Below are 23,085 nucleotides of genomic sequence, written 5' to 3' on the forward strand. Positions count from 1 at the left end.
GCTCCACGTTAGGGTGGAGTGTCCTGACGCCGTTGCTATTCCTCTCCGCCACTTCCGTCAAGCGGAATATGTCGCAAGCTTCAACAATTTTGTCCGATATGCGTCAGACGCCGATAACCGCACAAAAGAAAACCGCCCGTATCGACAGGATACGGGCGGTCGAAGTCTACGATCGGTCTATGACGTTTACTTGTAAACGGCGGGCTGAACCGGAATATCGGCAGGCGGCATATATTGTGCGGTGTCGCAGCCGTTGAAGACATAGCGGCCACCGAGACGGACTTCATGCGAGGTCAGGCCCTTGTCGCGGCCAGGACCGGCAGCGCCGTTGAGACCGAACATTTCGCCTTGCCCGATCTGACGGAAGCGATAGCCGATATCGGCCTTGAAATCGCAGGTGACGTCAACCGAGGCGCCAGCCATCAGAGCGTAGGCGAAGCGCCAGTTGCTCTTGCCGTCGAACTCGCAGCAACCGGAATCGGTCCTGAACGTGTCCCACTTCACATAGGCGCCACCGATACCCGCGCCGACATAAGGCGTGACACGGCCATAGGTGCCGAGATCGACATAGGCGTTCGCCATCAGGCCATAGGCCGTGAGCGAGGTGTGCGATTCGAGGCTTGGAGCAGAGCCCCGGAATTTGGACTTCGACAGATAATCGAAGGTCAGGTCGGTGCGCAGATAGTTGTTGATCTGGTAGCCCACACCTGCGCCAAAGAGGACGCTGTCCTTCTGGGACGTGCTGGTAAAGCTCACATCTTCCATCGCAGATGCCGACACCGCCCGGTTGAAGCTGCCGCCGCGGAACTTGTTGAAGGAATAGCCAACATCGCCACGCAGATACCAGCCGCTCGCTTCCTTCACCTGAATTTCTGGTGCAGTCTCAATGTAGGCGGGTGGGGCTGGTTGATAGACATCCGCAGCAAGTGCGTGTTGACCTGCCATCAGAGCGGCAACAATACCGATCAGGCTCTTCTTCATATAGGTGGCTCCATAAGCGGCACACGCAAGTGGCGCGTACACCAGTGAATTCTTCACTTATGAAACCTGAATGAAATTGGTTAAGTGACGATTAATATTACCGCCAGTAAAGGCTGTTTTACTAATAAATACAGTCAACGCCGCGTTAACGGCAGCAATGTCAGCAGCTAAAGCTGCGCAAATGCACCCATAGCGGGCTTAAGTACATCCCGTAGCTGCACGAGAACAGATCAGCACAACTGTGCCGAATCGATGTGTTTCTTTCGAATTCGTCCTGTCGATGGACAACAGTATTAACCGGTATCCAGTATAAAATGAAAAGCGCGTGCAACACCCCGAAACTTTGACCTCTCAGGCATGTTCACGCGCAGAACGTTTCGACATCGCCCGTCATCGTCCCGCATTGACCATGACGCCGCCACTCGCTGCGTTCGGCAACAGCTGAAATCGCGACTAACCCGTTGAAGAAGACGGTACAACAACCTGTCCAGAGTGGCCCTCGGTGAAAACAAATCTGAAAAGCATCTTCGACTTCGCGCCCACGCCACAGGACAATCCGGTATTGTTGCAAGCGCAATATGCGGCCTTCAGCCGGCAGATGCCGATGATGTACTTCATCCTGCTGTCGAGCACCTGGGCGCTGGCCCTGACCTATTTGGACGCCGCACCGAGGTTGCTGTCGCTTGGCGTTCCATCTGTCTTCACGGTCCTGTGCGGTGCGCGCATCCTCTTCTGGCTTCGGTCTCGGGGTGAAACCCCGTCCATTGCGGCCGTCGCGTCCACCATGCGGTGGATAAACATCCTCGGGGCAGGAATTGCCGCAGGCTTTACCACTTGGTCCTGCCTGCTCTACCCCTATGGCGATGACTTCCAGAAGTCACACGTGGCCTTCTATATGGCGATCACCGTCATCTCCTGCATCTTTTGCATGATGCATGTGCGCTCTGCCGCCCTGATGGTGACGGCAATCGTCAACGGCACGTTCGTCGTCTTCTTCGCGTCCACCGGGCACATGACGCTGGTTGCCACGGCCATCAACATTCTGCTCGTCTGCTTCGGCATGCTGGTCGTGCTCAAGATCAACTACGACAATTTCGAGCAAATGGTGCTGGCCCAGCAGAAGACCGAAGCGCTGAGCAATGAGAACCTCAAGCTCGCCAACATCGATAGCCTCACTGAACTCCCCAATAGACGCGCATTCTTCCATCATCTCGACGCATGCTTCACGCTCGCCAAGGCCGAAAAGCACCGGCTGGCGGTGGGCGCGATCGATCTCGACGGCTTCAAGCCCGTCAACGACCTTTACGGTCACTCCGCCGGCGACCGGCTCTTGAAAGAAGTCGGCAAGAGGCTGCAGGACGTATGTAGCGCACAAGGCATCTTCCTGTCCCGCCTGGGTGGCGATGAGTTCGCCTTCATCATCTCCGGTCAAGTCAACGAGAATACTGTGCTTGCCGCTGCCAACATGATGGGCGCTAAACTCCGCATCCCCTTCGAAACGCCGGATGCCAAGATCATGATTTCCGCTTCGATCGGCATCGCCATCTATCCCGATGTCGCCTCGACGCCCGAAGAACTCTTCGACCGCGCCGACTATGCACTTTACCAGAGCAAGCGGGAGCATCGCGGGAACAGCACGCTCTTCACCACCAAGCATATCGTCGAAATCCACCGCGATGCGCGCGTCGAGCAGACGCTGCGACAGGCCGATCTCGCCAAAGAATTGTCGGTGGTCTATCAGCCGATCCTCGACGTCACATCCGGCAAGACGGTCGGCTTCGAGGCGCTCGCACGCTGGGAGAGCAGAGTTCTCGGAACGGTCGGGCCTGCACAATTCATCCCGATTGCCGAGCGCGCCGGCATCATCAGCATGCTGACGAAACCGCTATTGAAACAGGCACTCGCTGCGGCAAAGACCTGGCCGAAGGATGTGCGCCTGTCCTTCAATCTCTCAGCCCAGGATGTCAACAGCACGGAAGCCACGCTTGGCATCATCGCCATCATCGCCACCAGCGGCTTCGACCCTCAGCGGCTCGACCTGGAGATCACCGAAACAGCGATCATTCACGACACCCGAAAGGCACGCAATTCCGTCGAGATGCTCCGAAAGATCGGCTGCGGCATTTCGCTCGACGATTTCGGCACCGGCTATTCGAGCCTGACCTCTCTGCACTCACTCCCGCTGACCAAGCTCAAGATCGACCGCAGCTTCGTGAGAAACATTCAGGACAGTGCCGCAAGCTACAACATCGTCCGCTCGCTCCTGACCCTCAGCCGCGAGATGGGCCTGCACACGATTGTCGAAGGCGTCGAAACCCAGGCCGAACTCGACGTCATCAAGACGCTCGGCGGCACGCTGGTGCAGGGCTACGTCTTCTCCCGACCGATCCAGACGGAGAAGGTGCACGCATTTCTAAACGGGGACTTGGAGGGGAGCCTTCAGAAGCGGGCGTGACGGGTGTCAGTGCAGACATCACTCGCGTGCGACCCAACTGACGCCTCAGCCCATGATCCGCTATCCGACGTTGAAGCAAAGGTGAAAGGGCGTCCCGTCGGATGCGAGCGCCCTCTGCGGATATGTCAAGCCGCCGACTTCACACTGCCGATCACGCCGACCAGATCATTCACGATCCGCTCGACCTGCGCGCTGTCATCCCCTTCGGCCATGACGCGGATCAGCGGTTCGGTGCCCGATGGGCGAATAACGAGACGACCCTTGTCGGCGAGCGCGCTTTCAGCATCGGCGATCGCCTGCTTGACCACCGGGTTTTCCAGCGGTTTGCCGCCGGAAATGCGGACATTCTTCAACAGTTGCGGCACAGGCTCGAACTTGCGGCAAACCTCGCTCACCGTCTTGCCCGACCGCTTGACGCGCGCCAGAACCTGAAGCGCTGCCACAAGACCATCGCCCGTGGTGCCGTAATCGGACAGCACGATATGGCCGGACTGCTCGCCGCCGACATTGAAGTCGTGGTTGCGCATATGCTCCACCACGTAACGGTCGCCCACCTTGGTGCGCGCCAGCGTCAGACCCTTGTCGCCAAGGAACCGTTCCAGGCCCAGATTGGACATGACGGTTGCGACGATGCCGCCGCCTCGCAGGAGGTTGTCCTCGGCCCAGCTATGGGCAATGGTTGCCATCAATTGGTCGCCATCGACGATCTGGCCGCGTTCATCGACGATGATCACGCGGTCGGCGTCGCCATCGAGCGCAATGCCGATATCGGCGCGCACTTCATGAACCTTTTTCTGCAAGGCTTCCGGATGGGTCGAGCCGCATTCAAAATTGATGTTGGTGCCGTTCGGCTCGTTGCCAATGGTCACAAGCTCGGCACCCAGTTCCCAAAGCGCGGTGGGAGCAACCTTATAGGCTGCGCCGTTGGCGCAATCGATGGCAATTCTGAGCCCGTTCAGCGTCACATCGCGCGGCAGGGTGCGCTTGACGAATTCGATGTAACGATAAATGTCGCCATCGACGCGCTTGGCGCGACCGATCTCGTGCGGCTTGGCAAGCTGGGCGTAGATGTCCTTGTCGAGCAGGTCTTCGATCTCCAGCTCCAGCTCGTCGGAAAGCTTGTAGCCATCCGGGCCGAAAAGCTTGATGCCGTTATCGGCGAACGGATTGTGCGAAGCGGAAATCATCACGCCGATATCGGCACGAAGCGAACGCGTCAGCATGGCAACCGCAGGTGTGGGGATCGGGCCAAGCAGGAAGACATCGAGACCGGCAGCGGTAAAACCAGCGACCAGGGCGTTTTCCAGCATATAGCCGGACAGGCGGGTATCCTTGCCGATCACGACGCGATGACGGTGATGGCCACGACGGAAGATCGTGCCGACAGCAATCCCCACCCGCATCGCCAGATCCGGCGTCATGGGGAAAACGTTGGACTGCCCGCGAATGCCATCAGTTCCGAAATAGCGACGTGTCATGTGAACTCCAAATATTGAGGACGACCACTGGTCGAGTCCAAGCGCCCTTTGTCGCTAGATGCCACAAAGCGAGTCTGGCGGCACGTAAATTACCGCAAAAACGGAATATATGTCGTGAGTGGTCGGGTTTCTCCCCAGGAAAGCATTGGGTTTTTCAGGGGAAGCGCCAGCAACGGGAAAGGCTAGCCCACCGCATGGGAGCGGTGCAAGCACCCAGCAAAAAGGCCGCCCTGTCGGAGCGGCCTTCCTGTCGTAAACTTGTGTAGCAACCTCAGTGCGGCTGGGGCTCCATGCCACCTTCCGCTTCGCCGTCGCCTTTCGCCTCGTTCGGGCCGTCCTTCTTGGCGCCCGCCTTTGGCACGGCAGAGCCGCGGCTGTTTGGCGAATCGTCGCCCATATCGCGGGCAGGCTTTTCACCCTTCAGGAGCGCCTTGATCTCTTCGCCAGACAGCGTCTCATATTCGAGCAGGCCTTCGGCAAGAGCGACGAACTCGTCGTGCTTTTCGGTGAGGATGCGGCGGGCTTCGCTATACGCCTCGTCGATCAAACGACGAACTTCGCTATCGATCGTCCGCGCTGTTGCCTCGGAAACATTCTTCGACTGCGAGACGGAGTGACCCAGGAAAACCTCCTGCTGGTTCTCGCCATAGGCAACCTGACCGAGTTCGTCGGAGAAGCCCCACTGCGTCACCATGGCACGCGCAAGCTTGGTTGCCTGCTCGATATCGGAAGACGCACCGGAGGTGATGTTTTCCTTGCCGAAGGTCAGTTCTTCGGCCACGCGGCCACCCATCATGATGACGAGGCGCGACACCATCCACTTGTAGCTCATCGAGTAGCGGTCGCCTTCCGGCAGCTGCATGACCATGCCGAGTGCGCGACCGCGGGGAATGATCGTCGCCTTGTGCAGCGGATCGGCCACCGGCACGTTCAGCGCCGTAATGGCGTGGCCTGCCTCGTGGTAAGCGGTCAGCTTCTTTTCGGCCTCGGTCATGGCGGTCGTGCGGCGTTCCGCACCCATCATGATCTTGTCCTTGGCGTCTTCGAATTCCTGCATGGTGACGACGCGCTTGTTGCGACGCGCGGCCATAAGGGCTGCTTCGTTGACGAGGTTCATCAGATCCGCGCCGGAGAAACCGGGCGTACCACGGGCCAGCACCTTGAGATCTACATTCGGTGCCAGCGGCACATTGCGCGCATGAACCTTGAGGATGCGTTCGCGGCCGACGATATCCGGGTTCGGCACCACGACCTGACGGTCGAAACGGCCTGGACGCAAGAGTGCCGGGTCGAGAACATCCGGACGGTTGGTCGCGGCAATCAGGATGATGCCTTCATTGGCCTCAAAGCCGTCCATTTCAACCAGAAGCTGGTTGAGCGTCTGTTCGCGCTCATCGTTACCGCCGCCAAGACCGGCACCACGGTGGCGACCGACGGCGTCGATTTCGTCGATGAAGATGATGCAGGGTGCGTTCTTCTTCGCCTGTTCGAACATGTCGCGGACACGGGACGCACCCACACCGACGAACATTTCGACGAAGTCCGAACCGGAAATGGTGAAGAACGGCACATTGGCTTCACCGGCAACCGAACGCGCCAGAAGCGTCTTACCCGTACCGGGAGGACCGACAAGCAGCACGCCGCGCGGGATCTTGCCGCCCAGACGCTGGAACTTCTGCGGGTCGCGCAGGAATTCGACGATTTCTTCCAGATCCTGCTTGGCTTCGTCGACACCGGCCACATCGTCAAAAGTGACGCGGCCATGTGCTTCCGTCAGAAGCTTCGCCTTGGATTTGCCAAAGCCCATCGCGCCGCGCGATCCACCCTGCATTTGCCGCATGAAGAACAGCCAGACGCCAAGGATCAGGAACATCGGCAAGAGCGTGCCGAGATAGCTCAGGAAACCGGAAGACCCATCGCTTTCAGGACGCGCAACGATGGTGACGTTCTTCTGCTGAAGACGGTCCATCAGCGAGTCGTCAATGACCGGCGAATAGGTCTGGAAGGTCGTTCCATTCTCGGTATAGGTGCCAAGAACGCGGTTGCCCGTTACCGTCACTTCACGGACACGGCCTGCATCGACATCACGAATAAATTGCGAATATGGAATTTCGCGCGAGCCGGATTGAGACGGCGATGTCTGGAACATGCTGAAAAGCGCAATCAGCAGAAGAGCAATCACCGCCCACAGGGCGAAATTTCTAAAATTTGGGTTCATTGAACTCCCCGAACTCCAACGGACGGAGGACCGCCCGCCATTATGTTGCCCCTAACATAAGGAGGACAGGTGCGGTTGCCAAGGCGAAGGGAGAAAGGAGATGTGTTTTGCGGTAAAAACTCTGCGAATTTTACCGCACTATTATACCGGAAGCTGCGGATAGACGCCGCGCTCAAGGCTGAGCGCAATGGCATTTGCCAGTTCAAGATCGAAGCGGGGCAGAAACAGGTCATAAGGCGCAAGCAAGGGACGGATCGTTACCAATCCAATATCAGCACTGCCCTGCCCTGTACCCTCTGGTCTAACAAGCGGCTGTGAAAGCTTCGCCCGTTTGAGCACGCCGGTCGGAACTGTGGTGTGCGCGGCATCTTCTTCATATGCAGCCGCCCCGCCGGAAACGCTTACCGCGACCTTGGAACTGTTGACGATCTCGAACCGCTCATCCCACAGGCCGGTTTCACCGGGAACAACGGTGATCGTCGGCACGTCCCGGTTTTCACGCATCAGGTAGAGCCATTCCTTGCGCCTGTCGAAGATGACACGCCCCGCTGTCAGCCTGCCTGGCTCTCCACCGGCAACGAAGGCCATCACCCGATCCATACTCTCCGCCGCAAGCGGATAGGCCCTGCCGCCCGCGACACCAGCGAGGGCTGCGAGGGCATAGCGGATGACGCTAGGATCATCGATAAGGCAATCAGCGTTGAGCTTGATCAAGCCCCCCGGATAAGCCTGCGCAGCAGCAGACACAAGAGCGGCGGCTCTGGATGCGAGCTCTACCCTGTCGAGCAGCGGCTCGCTGGACGGAACATCGGCGTCCGTGGAGCGCTTGCGCACCCGCACACGCTCATATTTGTCGTCTTCATTGCTGGGGTCGTCGACCCAGCCCTGCCCTCTGGCCAGGAGATAGCGGCGGACATCCTCGCGCCTCACGCCCAGGAACGGACGCAACACCCAGTGGCGGGCATTGTAGAGAACCGCATCTGCCATGCCGGAAAGTCCGGGTCTGTCCGCTTGCGCGCTTCGGTGACTGCGCATGGCAATCGTCTCGCGCTGGTCGTCAAGCGTGTGCCCGACCACGATGGCGGTCGCGCCGATCTTGGCGGCGACCTCTCCGATCAGCCGATACCGCGCCAAGCGTGCTGCGGCGGAGATGCCGGTTTCCGGTTTCTCGTCGGTCCAGCGACGAATGTAATGAGGAAGGGAGAGTGTGCGACACAGCGACTTGACGGCTTCTGCCTCATCCGCCGCTTCTAGCCGCAAAGCGTGGTCGATGGTCACGGCGTGAAGCTGGACATCGTCTCGACTGGAGGCAAGCAAAACCTCGTGAAGCGCCAGAAGCAGGCCGGTGGAGTCGCTTCCGCCTGATACAGCGACCAGAAGAAGGGCAGGTTTTTGAATTTGTTCGAGAAAATTCCGCGCTGCCTCGATTGGCGCTAGCGGAGAAGAAGGGATCGCCATAGCGGGGGCTGCGAGCAGGCTCAGCAGCCGATGCGCTTCTGTTCGCTGGTGACTTTGCCGAGAACGGTCTTGGAGGCGCTGGGGTAGCGCTTCGGCACTTCGCGCAGCGTGGCGCAGGCCGTGTCCTTGTTGTCGAGTGCGGCAAGCGACATGCCGAGCTTCAGAAGCATTTCAGGCGCCTTGGGAGACTTGCCGTAATTCTTGTGGCCATCGAGAAAGGTCTTCGCGGCAGCGGTGAACTTACCCTGCGAGTACTGCGCTTCGCCAAGCCAGAAGCTGGCATCCGCCGCTTTCGAGCCATTGGGATAGCCCTGGATATATTGTTCGAAGCCCTGCTCCGCCTGCTTGTAATCGCCCGCCAGCACATGGCTGTAGGCCGCCTGATAGATGTCGTTTTCGCTGGTGAGTGCGGCGGTATTGACCGGATCAGTGCTGGTGGACTTGCCACCCGTGCTCACACCTGGAAGTGCGCCCGCAGAATTATTGGCGTTCGAATTCAACGTGCCGCCAATCGGCATGCCACGCGAATCGAGCTCGATCGAGCCAAGCGTCGTTTCGCCGGGCGCAGCATTGGACCGCGGACCGGTGGGCGCCACACCGCCGGACGCCGAAGCGCCGTTGGAAGACGGCTCTTCGATAATGGTTGCGACATCGTCAGACGGACCGGCGGAAGAGCCTGCAGGCGGAAGATCCGCCTCGGCCTTTTTCTTCGGTGCTGCTGCCGGTGCGGAGGACTTGCCGCCGCCTTCCAGTTCCTGGAAGCGGTACTCATTGTCTTCCTGCGCCTTGCGAATGGTTTCCTGCATCTGGAGAAGCTGGAAGCTCATCTCTTCGATACGACCGTTCAACTGACGGATCTGCTCTTCAAGCTGCTGTACGCGGTAAGTCTCGTTGGCCTGGACATTGACCACCGGAGCCCGCGAATTGGTCGTGCTAGCGTTCCCACCCCAGCCAAACAACGGCTGCGACACTGCAGTGCCGCTCAAGCCAAGCCCCAGCATTCCCGCCACGACAAGTTTCTTCATAGTGCTTCCTGTCTCATTGATTTGCGCCCCAGCGGCGCAACTCCAGATTTTTTCCATCTGCGATGAAAAAGCAACTTAACTTCGGCCAAACTATGAAAAAAACGAAAGGCGACCCGAGGGCCGCCTTTGCAAATTTCATCACGATTGCGCGAGGCAATTACATGCCAGCGCCACCGAGAACGGTAACCGCCCGGCGGTTCTGCGACCAGCAGGAAATGTCGTCGCAAACGGCGACCGGACGTTCCTTGCCGTAGGAGATCGTCTTCATGCGGTTTGCCGGAACGCCCTGGGAGGCCAGGAATTCCTTGGTGGCGGCTGCACGGCGTGCACCGAGCGCCAGGTTGTATTCGCGCGTGCCGCGTTCGTCGGCATGGCCTTCGATGGTGATGGCGTAGTTCGGGTAACGAGCAAGCCACTGAGCCTGGCGCTGGAGCGTCTGCTGTGCGTCGGCGCGGATCGAGGTGGAGTCGGTATCGAAGAAGATGCGGTCGCCGACATTGACGGTGAAGTCCTGCTGCGAACCAGGCGTCGCGGAACCGGCACCACCGCCGAGGCCAAGCTCGCCAGCGCTGTTCGGCATGTTCTTCTTGTTCGCGCAACCGGCAAGTGCCAGAGCGAGCGTCAGAGCGATGACAGCCGGATTGCGGGCGATTCTCTGCATTGGGCTAAGCGCCGAAGTTTGTGTACGGCTCATCGCCGGTCTCTCCTTAGGATTTCGATAACGTTGCCAGACGCTAACCGATTGAGGTTAACGGCCCCCGAACGCTTATGGTTAACAAAAAGGAAATGTCCCACTTTTTTGCTCCCTCACAGCACTTTGCGGCAAGAAAGAGGCGCATTCCCGGCATTCTCCACAAAACCGCCGCAACGCCCCGGTTTGGGACGCTGCGCCCGGAATTATCAGTCAAGCAGCGGCGACCAGGCCGGGTCCGAGGCATAGGTCGGGGTCTTGACCATCTGCTCGTTATACCCCGTCAGATCGATGGAATAGAGCTGCGGGCCACCGGCACCGGCATTCTGGCGGAAGAACATCAGCACGCGACCATTCGGCGCCCAGGTCGGTCCTTCATTGTGGAAGCCGGACGTCAGAATGCGCTCGCCCGAACCATCCGGCCTCATCACGCCGATGGAGAACTTGCCGCCCGACTGCTTGGTAAAGGCAATCAGATCGCCGCGCGGAGACCAGACCGGCGTGGAGTAGGAACCGTCGCCGAAGGAAATACGCGTCTGGCCGGAACCGTCGGCATTCATCACATAGATCTGCTGGCGTCCGCCGCGGTCGCTTTCAAAAGCGATGCGCTGGCCATCCGGCGAATAGGACGGTGCGGTGTCGATCGCACCGGTATTCGTCAGCCGTGTCGTGGTGCGCGAGCGCAGATCCATCGTGTAGATATTGGCATTGCCTTCCTGCTGAAGGCTCATGATCACCTTCTGACCATCCGGCGAGAAGCGCGGGGAGAAGGTCATGCCCGGGAAGTTACCGACGACTTCGCGCTGTCCGGTTTCCAGTTGCAGCAGATAGACGCGCGGCTGGTTGCCCTCGAACGACATGTAGGTGACTTCCTGACGGTTCGGCGAGAAGCGTGGCGTCAGCACGAGGTCGTTGGTGTTGGTCAGGTTGCGAACGTTGAAGCCGTCCTGATCCATGATCGACAGCTGGCGCTTGCGCTGCTGCTTCGGACCGCTTTCGGAAACGAAAACGACGCGGGTGTCAAAGTAACCCTTCTCGCCGGTGATACGCTCATAGATGGCGTCAGCGATGATATGCGCGACACGGCGCCAGTTTTCCGGCTGGGTGAAGAACTGCTGGCCCATCATCTGCTGGCCGGCAAAGGTGTCCCACAGACGGAACTCGGCACGAAGACGGCCATCGGCCTCCTTCGTTACCCGGCCCGTAACCAATGCCTGAGCGTTGATGACCTTCCAGTCTTCAAAGCGCGGCGGCTGGTCCGGATTGCTGATCTTTTCGATGAAGGCGCTCTTGTTGATCGGCGCAAAAAGGCCTGAGCGCTGCAAGTCCGCGGCAACCACAGCGGAAACCTGCGCGCCGATGCCGTCACCCGACATGAAATCGGTAATCGCAATCGGCAGCGGCTGCACATTGCCCTTGGTGATATTGAGCCGAACTTCCGCGTTGGCCGGAGTGATCGCAACGAACGACAGGATGAGGCCGGAGGCCACCATCATCGCGCGAAGGAAAGAGAACTTGATCATCGAGACAAGCCTTTCAGCTTTTTTTCATAAATTGCACATCGATTGGAATACGGATGCCTGGCGCCCGAAGCGGCGGCTTAGACACCGAAGTCTTCCGGCGTGAACGTCAACAACAAGGTGTTCCATCCTTTTTCACCGTCGTACTTATCCGGTGGGAGATTGGTAAAGGGCGCAGACCGGGTGACGGCGCGTCTTGCGCTGCCTTCCACCGCACGGCGCGTCCCGTCAGGGCCGCCTGTCGCCGAAACCTCAAGCTGGCCGACGATCTCACCCGACCGGTCGAGATGCACGCGGACTTCAACGACCACCTGCGCAACGTCGGTCAGGCCGGCGACCATCGACCAGTTCTTGGAGATCTGTCCGCGAAGAGCATCCATCTCGCTGGCGCTCAAGCCCGTGCCAATCGTCTTCTTCCCGCCAAGGGCCGCAGTCTGCGTGGAGCGCTTCGCCCCGCCGCCGGATGGTGCCTGCTTGTTGAGAAGGGCGGAAATCTCGTCGGCGTTGAACTCGCTCTGCTGCGTTGCTGCAGCCTTCGCCGTTTCCTGCTTGCGATCAGAGACCTTCTTGTCGGAAGGCTTTTCGTTGGCTTTTGCCTGGTCGGTCTTCTTTTCGGTCGGCTTTTCCGCGGGCTTCTGCTCAGCCGGCTTTTGCGCCTCGGGCTTTGGCGGCTCGGGCTTCTGCTCGGGCGGCTGCGGACGTGCATTCGGGCGCGGCACATTCTGCGGCACGGCAATTTCCGCTGGTTCCTGGCTCTGCGGCGGCGGCTCCTGAGCTTTCTGCTCGGCTGGCGGCGGCTCGGCAGGCTTCGGCGGCGTCGCGATCTCCGGCTTTGGCTGGGGAAGGGCTGCCATTTCCTGCGGCTTCGGTGCGGTCTCTTCCTTCACGATGTCCTTGACGTCGTTCGGATTGGTATCGACCACCGGTGCCGGATGCTCCTGCTTTGGCGGAGCGGCAGCGCTGACATTGTTGTTTGGCTTTTCGGTCGGCGTTGGCGGCGCATCGAGGTCGGCACTGTTGTTGCCGATATTCTGTGCGTTGGGCACAGTGTCAGGACGCGTCGTCGGAACGGGGGCAGATTTCTCCGCCTTCGGCGCTTTCTTGTCACCCTGCTGGATCTGCGTCATTTCCTCGACGGACACGAGTTCGACAGGCATCGACTCGGCCTGAGACACCTCAAGCGGTGCAGGCGAGCCCAAGGACACAAGGGCAAAGGCCAGCAGCGAGGCGTGCACGATCGCAGATGTGGTGAGGCTGCCCTTCATCGCCGAGGTCAATTGTCCTGTTTCTGTTGTGTTACGAGGCCGATATTCTTGAAGCCTGCACCCTGTATACGCGCCATGACGTCCGCGACAACACCGTAAGCGGCGACGGAATCGGCGCGCACGAAGACGCGTTCATTGTATCCGGTGGTGGCGATCGCCTTCAGCTTGTCCGCCACTTCCGCCGCTTCGATCGGCGTTTCCTGCAAATGGATCTGGCCATTGGCATTGACCGAAATGGTGATCGGCTGCGTTTCCGAGTTCAGCGCCGAGGCAGAGGTCTGCGGCAGATCGACCGGAACGCCGACCGTCATCATCGGTGCTGCCACCATGAAGATGATGAGCAGCACGAGCATGACGTCCACGAGTGGCGTCACGTTGATCTCGCTGATCGCACCGCCGCCACGGCGACCGCGTCCACGGCCGCGACGACCGCCCGAACCACCACCGCTACCGCCTGCTGACATACCCATCGCGTTTTACTCCACTGGCTTTCGGCGTTGCGTTTTACTGCGCGGCCTGACGCGTCTGCAGCTTCTCGTCGATCTGGCGAGACAGGATCGCGGAAAACTCGTCGGCAAAACCTTCCATGCGCGAGGAAAGCTTGTGCGCGTCGCCCATGAACTTGTTGTAGGCCATAACGGCCGGAATAGCGGCCACAAGGCCGATTGCCGTTGCCAGAAGCGCTTCGGCAATACCGGGCGCCACGACCGCAAGGTTGGTGGACTTCGAGCCGGCAATCGCCTGGAACGAGGTCATGATGCCGACGACCGTACCGAAGAGACCGATGAACGGACCGGCAGAGCCGATCGTTGCCAGCGAAGCGAGGCGGGCTTCGAACTGCTCGCTCTCGCGCGCCATCGTCACATCCATCGCCCGGTCGATACGCATCTGCAGACCGATGGGAGACCGCGCGCCACGCTCGAAAGACTTCTTCCATTCGCGCATGGCAGCCACGAAGATCGCCGCAAGGCCGCCATTCTGGCGTTCGGCCAGTGTGCGGTACAGCTCTTCAAGCGACTGGCCCGACCAGAACACCTGCTCGAACTGGTCGAACTGGCGCCGCGCCTTGGTGAAGCTCATATATTTGTCGATGACGATGGCCCATGTCCAAACCGAGGCGGCCAGGAGGCCGATCATCACCAGCTTGACGATGAATCCGGCCTGCATGAACAGTGCCCAAAGACTCACATCATGCGTTGCCGCTGCCAAACCTGCCTGTTCCATAAATATTCCAATCCCCGAATCCAAACGCCCGGTGCATGACCGGGCGATTCAAACACGCATTGATGCGTTAAGCCTCGGGGTTGAAACTCCGCCAGCCCGTCGCCTTTGCCCCGATAAGTGCCAGTACGCCTTATTCGCCGCTAAATTTGGTAAAAGGAAGGCGCATAGCCCACAAATACCGGGCGTTTTAGTAAGACTACATTATGGTTAAGGGAGTGTTACGAAACATCGGGCCGCGGGCGGGTTTTCTGTCCCGCCTTCGGGTTTACTTCAAAAACTTCTCGGCAACGGTCTCCGGCAGACGTCTTGGTCTTCCCTTGCCGTTGATCACGGCAATGATCACTTTGGCCGCAACCAGCAGCGTCTCGCCCCGTCGGATCTCCTGGTTCAGCACCATCTTTGCCCCACCCGCCTTCTCGGTGACGGTGGTGATGGTCAGCACATCGTCCATCCGCGCTGGCGTCTTGAAGTCGATCTCCATGCGGTGAACCACGAAGACCAGCCCTTCCTCATCGGCCGTCAGGAGCGCGCTCTGCTCGCAGCCAAGGCAGCGCAGATAATCTGTGCGGCCGCGCTCGAGGAAGTGCAGATAGCGCGCATGATAGACAAGGCCGGAAAAATCCGTGTCCTCGTAATAGACCCGCTGCACCAGCCTGTGGCCGTGCTCGATCAACTCGCCGGAAAGGGAAACGGTGATGTCAGTCATTGTCTGTCCTATTATTTGCCTTCGCGCACGATCACATGCTCATGGCGCTGCGGCAGCGTCTCGATACTGTCGGCAATGAAGGCCGGACGCAGATCGTTCTCGCGCAAGGCCTTGACCGTTGCAGGCAACCAGCGGAACTCCACCTCGCCCCCGTCGGCAACGCGGTGGATGATATCATTCTCATGAAACGGAAAAGCTTCTTCCAACCGGACCTGATAATAGAAGGCCATCTCATGCGCCTGGTAGTCGCCGTAAGCAAAGAAGTTTTCCGCAGACCAGACAAGACGCTCGATACTCGCCTTCACATGCAGTTCTTCCTCAATTTCGCGCAGAATCGTCTCTTCGGTGCTTTCCCCGATTTCGGCGCGACCACCCGGCAGCGCCCAGTAACGATCGACCACACTCCGGTTCACCAGAAGATAGGCTTCATGGAAGATCAGGGCTGCCACGCGAAAGCTGAAGAGCTGCGGCTTGTGGTCCAGCCGGATCATGTGGCGCGGTTGAGAAGTGCTCATTTGTCGTCCAGATTGCCGTCGTCCCAGACCACGTGACGCGTGGAGGCGGGCAGATTTTCGATCTCTGCGGCGATGAAATAGGGCGGGATGTCGAGCGCGGTCAATGCCTCCGTCGTCGCCTTGGCCCAGCGAAATTCCAGCGCATTCTTTCCATCCTGAACACGATGGACAATCTTTTGCTCATCGAAGGGAAAGTTTTCGGGTAGCTCCATCAGGTAGTAGAAGCCAAGCTCGTGCCAGTCCCTGCCCTCGTAATGGAAGAAGTTCTCGACCACCCAGAGCAGCCGCCCAACCGAAACCTCGGCCCCCAGTTCTTCCACCATTTCGCGCGCCAGCGTCTCTTCCGATCGCTCGCCCATTTCCGCCCGTCCGCCGGGAAAGGTCCAGAATTTTTCATGGGTGGCGCGATGCACCAGCACATGGCCGTTGCGAAAGGCGATACCGGCGACGCGCATCTGGAAAATGCGCTTCGGCTTGAATTTCATACGAATGCGGGTGTCTTCGACCATCAGGCGTCCAAAGGATTAAACAGGAAACATCAAATCAGTTTCCGTCCATCCTAATGCCTGTAATTCCGTTTTGCGAACAGGCGCATCGTCTCCGACGATAAATTCATCAAGCTGTGGCGGCTTGAGGCGCGTGCCGGACAGCATCGCATGGACTTGGCCGCGATGATGCGTCTGGTGCTGGAGGAGATGCGAGAGAATATCGTCGCAACGATCTTCCTGCACCCGATGACCCCGATGAACATGAACCGTAGCAGCAAGTCCTGCCGCGTCGAGACCGTCGACGAAAGCAATCAAATCCATGTCGAGTGCTGCTTGCGCCTCTGCAAGCGCCGCCATCTCCCTATAGGGCTCGCTCTCACCGAAAACACTATGCCCCAGGGATCCGCCCTTCATCGCATCGAGATAGAACACATCCACCAGGTAAATATGGTTGAGCGTTTCACGGATCGTCGGAAAGAAGCTGGTGCGTGGTGCCACCAACTCCTCATCGGTCAATTGAAGACAGGTCTGGTGAAGACGAAAATTAGCCAGTCTGTTGTTACGCGCCAGCTTTTTGAACACCCGCGTCGGATCATAGGTCATCTCGCCATTCCTCTCGCACATAAGTCATGAAGCCCGACGCGATCAGCCTATCGAGCGTCCATTTGACGAGCGACGGCGACCTGCCGGTTCAACTCGCCTTATCAAGCTCCGAATGGCTCTTCAGAACTTTGCCGCCATCTTCCTGCTCGATCAGATAGGCAGGCTCATCCTTGCTTGCCTTCCGCTTGATCGTCGAGCCGTCGATCTTGCGCTCGACATCGTCGGTAAAGCTCTCGGCCACCTTGCCCTCGCCCTTGCCGTTGCCCCACTTCCAGCTCACCTTGGTGCCTTTGCGATATGTCGTCATGCAGCTTCTCCCATTGAAAGAACGGGAAAGCGCGGCAGCGGTAGTCTGGTTCCGTCAGCCGACGAGATCGATCACAACGATTTCCGGTGGCGACATGAAGCGGATCGGCGCGCCCGAACAGCCAAGCCCTCCCGACACAACGAGGTGGCGATTGTTCTCCACCTTGTGACCATAGGCATAGCGCTCGCCGAAGATGGACGGAACGACAGGCCTCCAGCCGAAGAGGTTGACCTGTCCACCATGAGTGTGACCCGACAAGGTCAGCGACACACGATCCGGCACCATTGGAAAAATGTCCGGCTCATGCGCCATCATAATGATCGGCGCATTGTCGGTGATCTGCGCCAGCGCACTAGGGAGATCGTCAAGGCCGACCGTCTCGCCGCGCTCACGATAGGCCCACTGATCTTCAAGTCCGGCAATCCAGAAGGGATGCTCCTCGCTTCCCGTTCGGATCGCAGTATTGGAATGAACCGTAATACCGACAGCACGCAGCGCCCTGTGAGATATCGTTTCCTTCAGCCGTAACCTCTGCGCCTCAGGGTCCTGTGCCCAATCGTGATTGCCGCAGACGGCATGAACGCCATAGGGTGCCGTCAAACCCGAAAGCGCCTGCGCCCATTCCTGTGGGGGGACGATATCGGTGATGAAGTGTTGCATGCCAGTGACGTAGTCACCGAGGAGCAGCATAATATCGCCGCCAAGCGTATTGGCGTAGTTGGAGATGCGCGCAATCCGCTCCGGTGACATCCACGGTTCGCAAGCATGGACATCGGCGAGGACGATGATGCGCAGGTTTTGCCCTTCCGGCCAATTGGGTGGGGTGATCCGGTAGCGCGTCGTGGTAAGACGCAGCATGGGCTCGACCCCGCCTGCATAGGCGCCAAGAGAAAAGAACGCCGCGCTTGCGGTCGCAGCCATTTTAAGAAGCGCACGGCGCGTGATCAAATTTATTCGTCCTCGAGAGAAAGGCGGAATTGCGCCGCTTCCAGATCCTTAGGCGGCTGCATACCGAGATGCTTCCACGCCGTCGCGGTCAAAATACGGCCACGTGGCGTTCTCTGGATAAATCCCTGCTGGATCATATAGGGCTCGATGATGTCTTCGATGGCATCGCGGGGCTCTGAAAGACCTGCTGCGATGGTTTCGATACCCACAGGCCCGCCGCCGAAATTCATCGCGATCATCGTCAGATAGCGCATGTCCAACTGGTCGAGACCCATATTGTCGACCAGAAGCCGGGTCAGCGCTTCGTCGGCAATCTCCCGCGTCACCGCCTCGGCACGCGCAACTTCAGCAAAGTCGCGCACGCGGCGCAACAGGCGCCCGGCAATACGTGGCGTCCCGCGGGCGCGACGGGCGATTTCCCGCGCACCCTCATCCGTCATCGGCAGGCCCATCAGGCGCGCACCACGCCGCACGATCAGTTCCAGCTCATCCACCGTATAGAAGGAAAGCCGCACCGGAATGCCGAAACGATCGCGCAACGGCGTGGTCAGGAGACCAAGGCGCGTGGTGGCGGCAACGAGGGTAAACTTCGACAGATCGATCTTCACAGACCGCGCCGCGGGCCCCTCGCCGATAATCAGATCAAGCTGAAAATCTTCCATGGCCGGATAGAGGATTTCCTCGACGGCCGGATTGAGGCGGTGGATTTCATCGATGAACAGCACATCGCGCTCTTCGAGGTTGGTCAGCAACGCCGCCAGATCGCCCGCCTTGGCGATGACCGGACCGGAGGTGGACTTGAAGTTCACCCCAAGCTCCTTGGCCATGATCTGCGCCAGCGTCGTCTTGCCGAGGCCGGGCGGACCGACGAAGAGCACATGGTCCAGCGCCTCGCCGCGGTTCTTCGCCGCCTCGATGAAAATCTTCAGATTGGCGCGCGCCTCCGCCTGGCCGGTAAAATCATCCAGCGTCTGCGGGCGCAGCGTGGTGTCGATATCCTCGCCGCGCTTCTCAGAAGAAATCAGCCGTGCAGCCTCACTCATGTCAAAAGTTCCATTCCGGGTACCTTGGTTGCAGCGCCCCTATCGAAAGTCATCGTCTGGCTACATCCAGTCGTGCGGTTTTTAAAAGCAATGAAAATGTCGGTGAACTCTTCGGATGATCTGTCCATCTCATCCAGAACGAGCTCGATGACATCTTCGTCCTGAAGGACGATATTGTCAGAATCGAGCAGGCCGGACAAAATCATCTTGAGCTCAGTCTTCGTCATCTTCGCGTGCCGACGCGCTGTCCAGATGAACTCCATCAGAACGGTCGTATTGATAAAGCCCGGACTTTCGGACGACAGCCGCTCAAACAGTGTCACAGCCTGCCCTGACTGAACCTCGTCATCCTTCAGCACCAATCTCAGCAGAACATTGGTATCGATACCGATCATTGTCGCTCTGCTGACTGATTGACGACAGCATCACTGACGATGTCGTCTATGTCTTCGATTGCGAGAGGATCAATATCAGACCTGAAGAGAACACCTGCCAGATCGGCAGCTTTCTTGTTCTTGGCCTTGAGGATGACAGTACCGTTCTTGACGACATAGCGGAGCTTGTCGCCGGATTTCAGGTTCAGCAACTCACGAACTTCCGCTGGCACCGTCGTTTGCCCCTTTGAGGTCATCGTTCCATAGAACACGTTCATAAGCCATCTCCTTACTTTTTGATAATAGTAAGGAATAAGGTAGATGGCAAGGATTACCGAGCAAGCTCCTTCAAACCCAGCCTAATCAGCTTGGCGCTATCGCCACCCTCACCACCATTCTTCAAAGCGGCAGCCACCGCATTGGCGGCCTGGTCGCGGGAGTAACCGAGATTGGTCAAAGCCGAGACGGCATCGGCCACAGGTGCGGGTGCCGCGCCTTCGCCGATCTCCTGCTTGAGACCGATGGCACCTGCCGCCTCTCCGGCAAAAACAGGGGCCTTGTTGCGCAATTCGGTGATGATGCGGATCGCAACCTTCGGGCCAACGCCCGGCGCGCGGGAGACAACAGCCTTGTCCTGCAGTGCGATGGCGTTTGCGAGTTCGGACGGCGAGAGGGTGGAGAGAACCGCAAGCGCCACTTTGGAGCCCACACCCTGCACGCTCTGCAACAGGTTGAACCACTCGCGCTCCAGCGCACTCATGAAGCCGAAGAGCTTCAACTGATCCTCGCGTACATAGGTCTCGATGAACAGCACCACGGCCTCGCCGACCGAACCCAGCCTGGACAGCGTCCGCGCCGAACAATGCGCCACATAGCAAACGCCATGAACATCAACGAGAACATAGTCGTCGCCGATTTCCTCTATGGTGCCTTTGAGTTTGCCGATCATCGTCGCGTCCGTAACATTTGAGAGAGAGGTGAGAAGCCGAAGTTAACCCGCTTAGCCCGCAGCAAGGAGCCGACGCATGCGGTCGCCCCCGCGGTTATGGGCATGGCAGATGGCAATCGCCAGCGCATCGGCGGCGTCGTTGCCCTTGAACTCGGCCTTCGGCATCAGGATCTTCAGCATCATGTGGATCTGCTGCTTTTCGCCATGACCGACGCCGATGACCGCCTTCTTCACTGCATTCGGCGCGTATTCGGACACGTGGAGACCGGCGCGGGCGGGAACGAGCATGGCAATGCCGCGCGCCTGGCCAAGTTTCAGGGTCGCCACCGCATCCTTGTTGACGAAGGTCTGCTCCACAGCCGCCTCATCCGGCTGATAGGAATGAACGACATCCGCCAGCCCGTCGTGCAATTGGCAAAGACGGGAGGCGAGATCCATGTCGCCATCCGACGTGACGGTGCCGGACGCCACGAAACGCAGGCTGTTGCCGATCGTCTCGATGATGCCCCAGCCCGTGCGCCTCAGCCCCGGATCAATGCCGATAATTCGAATCGCGTTCTGCATGTCTCAAACCCTATCCTGTGGCCTTGAAACCTGCCAGCCATAAGTGAACAAAACAAAAACATTCAACGGGAAAATACGTCCCGTATGCGGATCGCCATCCCTTCGGGGGCCGTCAGTTTTTTTGAACCATGAATCAATTCGCTGCGACGACTATCGCAAATGCCGCGCTGCACATTACATTCCCTTATAAAGAAATGCCGTAAGGAGCATGCCATGATTCCCTTTTCCATTCTCGATCTGTCGCCGATTGGCGATGGGGAGAACGCAAGCCAGGCGCTCGACAATTCCCGCCGGATGGCGATCAAGGCGGAAGAACACGGCTATGAGCGTTTCTGGCTTGCCGAGCATCACGGCATGCCGGGTATTGCCAGCGCCGCCACATCGATCGTTATCGCCCATGTAGGTGCGGCGACCTCGCGCATCCGCGTCGGGTCCGGCGGCATCATGCTGCCGAACCATTCTCCGCTCGTCATTGCCGAACAGTTCGGCACGCTGGCAGCGCTTCTGCCGGGCCGTGTCGATCTTGGCCTTGGCCGCGCCCCAGGTACGGATATGCGCACCGCGCGTGCGCTCCGCCGCAATCTCGATGCCGGTGCCGAAAACTTCCCGCATGACATTGTCGAGCTTCAGCGCTACCTCGGCGCGCCGGAACCGGATCAGGCGATCCTCGCCGTTCCGGGTGTCAATTCCAACGTGCCGATCTGGCTTTTGGGCTCCAGCATCTATAGCGCGCATCTGGCCGCAGCGCTTGGCCTGCCCTATTCCTTTGCCTCGCACTTCGCCCCGGACATGCTCATGGATGCGATCGCCATTTATCGCGAGCGCTTTCAGCCGTCTGCGACGCTAGCGGAACCGCATGTCATGGTGGGCATCATGGGCGTCGGCGCGGATACGGACGAAGAAGCACGCCATCTCTTCACCTCGGCCCAGCAGCAATTCGTCAATCTGCGCAAGAACGTCCGCACGCCCTTCCCGCGTCCGGTGGAGAGCATGGACGGCTACTGGAACGACATGGAGCGCATCACCGTCGAGCACACGCTGCGCTATGCCGCTGTCGGCTCACACGCGACTATCGAGAACAAACTCCAGCAGTTCCTGGGCGAGACCGGCGCAGACGAATTGATCGTCTCCATGCCGATCCACGATATCAACAAGCGGCTGCGTTCGGTCGAGATTTTTGCAGACGTGCGCAATGGCGTGAGGAAGGCGGCGTAGAGGCCAGGATACAATCCCGTCCTTGCCTTGATAGAAGCGACCGTTTGTCTCTGCTTCATCATCAGGTCGATGGAGCAGGCTCGTGCCCCTCTCCACCGTCATCCTCGCCCTTGAGGCGAGGATCCATATTTTCGGCGCGTCACGAGCGGGTTAGATCCTCGCCTCAAGGGCGAGGATGACGTCGCGGAATGGTCGAAACCGATATCAGGCAGACAGCTTCGCCATAACCTCTTCAGACACTTCGAAGTTCGAATAGACGTTCTGCACGTCGTCATCGTCTTCGAGGTTGTCGATGAGCTTCATCAGCGACTGGGCCTTTTCCTCGTCCACCGGAACGGTGTTCTGCGGACGCCAGACGGCCTTGACGCTGTCGGCTTCGCCGAGCGTAGCTTCGAGCGCCTTGGACACTTCGTTGATATCTTCGAAACCGCAGATGATCGTGTGGCCGTCTTCACCGCTTTCCACGTCTTCGGCACCGGCTTCGATCGCCGCTTCCATGACCTTGTCGGCATCGCCAACGGATGCCTTGTAGGTGATTTCGCCAACCCGGTCGAAGGAGAAGGAAACCGAACCGGTTTCACCCAGCGCACCGCCAGCCTTGGTGAAGATCGAGCGAATGTTGGAAGCCGTGCGGTTGCGGTTATCCGTCAGCGCTTCGACGATGACCGCCGTGCCGCCCGGGCCATAACCTTCGTAGCGAACGGAATCATAGTTTTCCGCATCCGCGCCCGACGCCTTCTTGATGGCGCGGTCGATATTGTCCTTCGGCATGGACTGCGCCTTGGCGTTCTGCACGGCCAGGCGAAGAGCAGCATTCATGGTCGGGTCCGGAAGACCGGACTTGGCTGCAACGGTGATTTCACGAGCAAGCTTGGAGAACATCTTCGAACGGATCGAATCCTGTTTCCCCTTGCGATGCATGATGTTCTTGAACTGTGAATGGCCAGCCATGGCACCCCTGATCGGATCGTTTGTTTGGATTGGGGGCCTTATAAGTGCGATGGCGCGGCTGTTCAAGCCCGTAGGCCTTTCTTCTCACATCCAGATCATAGAGCGCC

At 59.0% G+C, this 23,085-nt stretch carries 24 protein-coding genes; 2 read left to right on the top strand and 22 right to left on the bottom strand.

Going from position 1 to position 23,085, the window contains the following annotated elements; genetic code table 11:
- Positions 1-186 precede the first annotated feature (186 nt).
- Positions 187-981, bottom strand: a complete 795-nt coding sequence (locus tag QE435_RS11070) for an outer membrane protein (RefSeq protein ID WP_349041400.1) — start codon at positions 979-981, stop codon at positions 187-189.
- A 502-nt stretch (positions 982-1,483) separates the two neighbouring features.
- On the opposite strand from QE435_RS11070, the gene QE435_RS11075 reads away from it, so the two are divergent.
- Positions 1,484-3,436 (top strand): EAL domain-containing protein, encoded by a 1,953-nt coding sequence (locus QE435_RS11075; protein ID WP_349041401.1) that lies wholly within the window; start codon positions 1,484-1,486, stop codon positions 3,434-3,436.
- A 125-nt stretch (positions 3,437-3,561) separates the two neighbouring features.
- On the opposite strand, the gene glmM is transcribed toward QE435_RS11075, so the two are convergent.
- From glmM to ruvC, 20 genes are all read right to left on the bottom strand, one after another.
- Positions 3,562-4,914, bottom strand: a complete 1,353-nt coding sequence (glmM, locus tag QE435_RS11080; protein WP_306934100.1) for a phosphoglucosamine mutase — start codon at positions 4,912-4,914, stop codon at positions 3,562-3,564.
- A gap of 271 nt (positions 4,915-5,185) precedes the next feature.
- The gene (gene ftsH, locus QE435_RS11085) at positions 5,186-7,132 is read right to left on the bottom strand and encodes an ATP-dependent zinc metalloprotease FtsH (RefSeq protein ID WP_306934102.1); all 1,947 of its coding nucleotides are present in this window, start codon (positions 7,130-7,132) and stop codon (positions 5,186-5,188) included.
- A 141-nt stretch (positions 7,133-7,273) separates the two neighbouring features.
- Positions 7,274-8,590 carry a tRNA lysidine(34) synthetase TilS gene (tilS, locus tag QE435_RS11090; protein ID WP_349041402.1) on the bottom strand — a complete coding sequence of 439 codons (1,317 nt, stop codon included), beginning with the start codon at positions 8,588-8,590 and terminating at the stop codon, positions 7,274-7,276.
- Positions 8,591-8,610: 20 nt separating this feature from the next.
- Positions 8,611-9,615 carry a tol-pal system protein YbgF gene (gene ybgF / locus QE435_RS11095; protein ID WP_349041403.1) on the bottom strand — a complete coding sequence of 335 codons (1,005 nt, stop codon included), beginning with the start codon at positions 9,613-9,615 and terminating at the stop codon, positions 8,611-8,613.
- A gap of 157 nt (positions 9,616-9,772) precedes the next feature.
- Positions 9,773-10,309, bottom strand: coding sequence for a peptidoglycan-associated lipoprotein Pal (gene pal / locus QE435_RS11100; RefSeq protein ID WP_306934109.1), 537 nt, complete (start codon positions 10,307-10,309; stop codon positions 9,773-9,775).
- Positions 10,310-10,515: 206 nt separating this feature from the next.
- Positions 10,516-11,829 carry a Tol-Pal system beta propeller repeat protein TolB gene (gene tolB / locus QE435_RS11105; protein WP_349041404.1) on the bottom strand — a complete coding sequence of 438 codons (1,314 nt, stop codon included), beginning with the start codon at positions 11,827-11,829 and terminating at the stop codon, positions 10,516-10,518.
- Between the two features lie 77 nt (positions 11,830-11,906).
- Positions 11,907-13,091, bottom strand: coding sequence for a hypothetical protein (locus tag QE435_RS11110; RefSeq protein WP_309771638.1), 1,185 nt, complete (start codon positions 13,089-13,091; stop codon positions 11,907-11,909).
- A gap of 8 nt (positions 13,092-13,099) precedes the next feature.
- Positions 13,100-13,561 (bottom strand): protein TolR, encoded by a 462-nt coding sequence (tolR, locus tag QE435_RS11115; protein ID WP_062427953.1) that lies wholly within the window; start codon positions 13,559-13,561, stop codon positions 13,100-13,102.
- A 34-nt stretch (positions 13,562-13,595) separates the two neighbouring features.
- Positions 13,596-14,315 carry a protein TolQ gene (tolQ, locus tag QE435_RS11120; RefSeq protein WP_306934117.1) on the bottom strand — a complete coding sequence of 240 codons (720 nt, stop codon included), beginning with the start codon at positions 14,313-14,315 and terminating at the stop codon, positions 13,596-13,598.
- 265 nt (positions 14,316-14,580) lie between these two features.
- Positions 14,581-15,021, bottom strand: coding sequence for a tol-pal system-associated acyl-CoA thioesterase (gene ybgC / locus QE435_RS11125; protein ID WP_349041405.1), 441 nt, complete (start codon positions 15,019-15,021; stop codon positions 14,581-14,583).
- Between the two features lie 11 nt (positions 15,022-15,032).
- On the bottom strand, positions 15,033-15,536 hold the full coding sequence (locus QE435_RS11130; protein WP_349041406.1) for an NUDIX domain-containing protein: 504 nt from the start codon (positions 15,534-15,536) through the stop codon (positions 15,033-15,035).
- Complete coding sequence (locus QE435_RS11135) at positions 15,533-16,045, bottom strand: NUDIX hydrolase (RefSeq protein WP_349041407.1); 513 nt, start codon at positions 16,043-16,045, stop codon at positions 15,533-15,535. The genes QE435_RS11130 and QE435_RS11135 overlap by 4 nt, the downstream gene beginning before the upstream one ends.
- Positions 16,046-16,060: 15 nt before the next feature.
- Positions 16,061-16,627: a DinB family protein gene (locus tag QE435_RS11140; RefSeq protein WP_349041408.1), complete on the bottom strand. Its 567-nt coding sequence runs from the start codon at positions 16,625-16,627 to the stop codon at positions 16,061-16,063.
- A gap of 88 nt (positions 16,628-16,715) precedes the next feature.
- A complete protein-coding gene (locus QE435_RS11145; RefSeq protein ID WP_306934124.1) occupies positions 16,716-16,934 on the bottom strand; it encodes a DUF2945 domain-containing protein in 219 nt (72 codons plus the stop codon).
- A 54-nt stretch (positions 16,935-16,988) separates the two neighbouring features.
- Positions 16,989-17,882 carry a metallophosphoesterase gene (locus QE435_RS11150; RefSeq protein ID WP_349041409.1) on the bottom strand — a complete coding sequence of 298 codons (894 nt, stop codon included), beginning with the start codon at positions 17,880-17,882 and terminating at the stop codon, positions 16,989-16,991.
- Positions 17,883-17,884: 2 nt separating this feature from the next.
- Positions 17,885-18,925: a Holliday junction branch migration DNA helicase RuvB gene (gene ruvB, locus QE435_RS11155; protein ID WP_349041410.1), complete on the bottom strand. Its 1,041-nt coding sequence runs from the start codon at positions 18,923-18,925 to the stop codon at positions 17,885-17,887.
- Positions 18,922-19,320, bottom strand: coding sequence for a type II toxin-antitoxin system VapC family toxin (locus tag QE435_RS11160; RefSeq protein ID WP_349041411.1), 399 nt, complete (start codon positions 19,318-19,320; stop codon positions 18,922-18,924). Before QE435_RS11160 ends, ruvB begins: the two co-directional genes overlap by 4 nt.
- Complete coding sequence (locus tag QE435_RS11165) at positions 19,317-19,577, bottom strand: AbrB/MazE/SpoVT family DNA-binding domain-containing protein (RefSeq protein WP_112358519.1); 261 nt, start codon at positions 19,575-19,577, stop codon at positions 19,317-19,319. The genes QE435_RS11160 and QE435_RS11165 overlap by 4 nt, the downstream gene beginning before the upstream one ends.
- 53 nt (positions 19,578-19,630) lie before the next feature.
- A complete protein-coding gene (gene ruvA, locus QE435_RS11170) occupies positions 19,631-20,248 on the bottom strand; it encodes a Holliday junction branch migration protein RuvA (RefSeq protein ID WP_349041412.1) in 618 nt (205 codons plus the stop codon).
- Between the two features lie 51 nt (positions 20,249-20,299).
- A complete protein-coding gene (ruvC, locus tag QE435_RS11175) occupies positions 20,300-20,812 on the bottom strand; it encodes a crossover junction endodeoxyribonuclease RuvC (RefSeq protein ID WP_306934135.1) in 513 nt (170 codons plus the stop codon).
- A 213-nt stretch (positions 20,813-21,025) separates the two neighbouring features.
- On the opposite strand from ruvC, the gene QE435_RS11180 reads away from it, so the two are divergent.
- Positions 21,026-22,027 (top strand): LLM class flavin-dependent oxidoreductase, encoded by a 1,002-nt coding sequence (locus QE435_RS11180; protein WP_349041413.1) that lies wholly within the window; start codon positions 21,026-21,028, stop codon positions 22,025-22,027.
- 204 nt (positions 22,028-22,231) lie between these two features.
- Here QE435_RS11180 and QE435_RS11185 read toward each other — a convergent pair whose 3' ends face one another.
- On the bottom strand, positions 22,232-22,978 hold the full coding sequence (locus QE435_RS11185; protein WP_306934139.1) for a YebC/PmpR family DNA-binding transcriptional regulator: 747 nt from the start codon (positions 22,976-22,978) through the stop codon (positions 22,232-22,234).
- Positions 22,979-23,085 lie beyond the last annotated feature (107 nt).

It is taken from the genome of Agrobacterium sp. SORGH_AS 787 (assembly GCF_030819035.1).
Classification (GTDB): domain Bacteria; phylum Pseudomonadota; class Alphaproteobacteria; order Rhizobiales; family Rhizobiaceae; genus Agrobacterium; species Agrobacterium larrymoorei_B.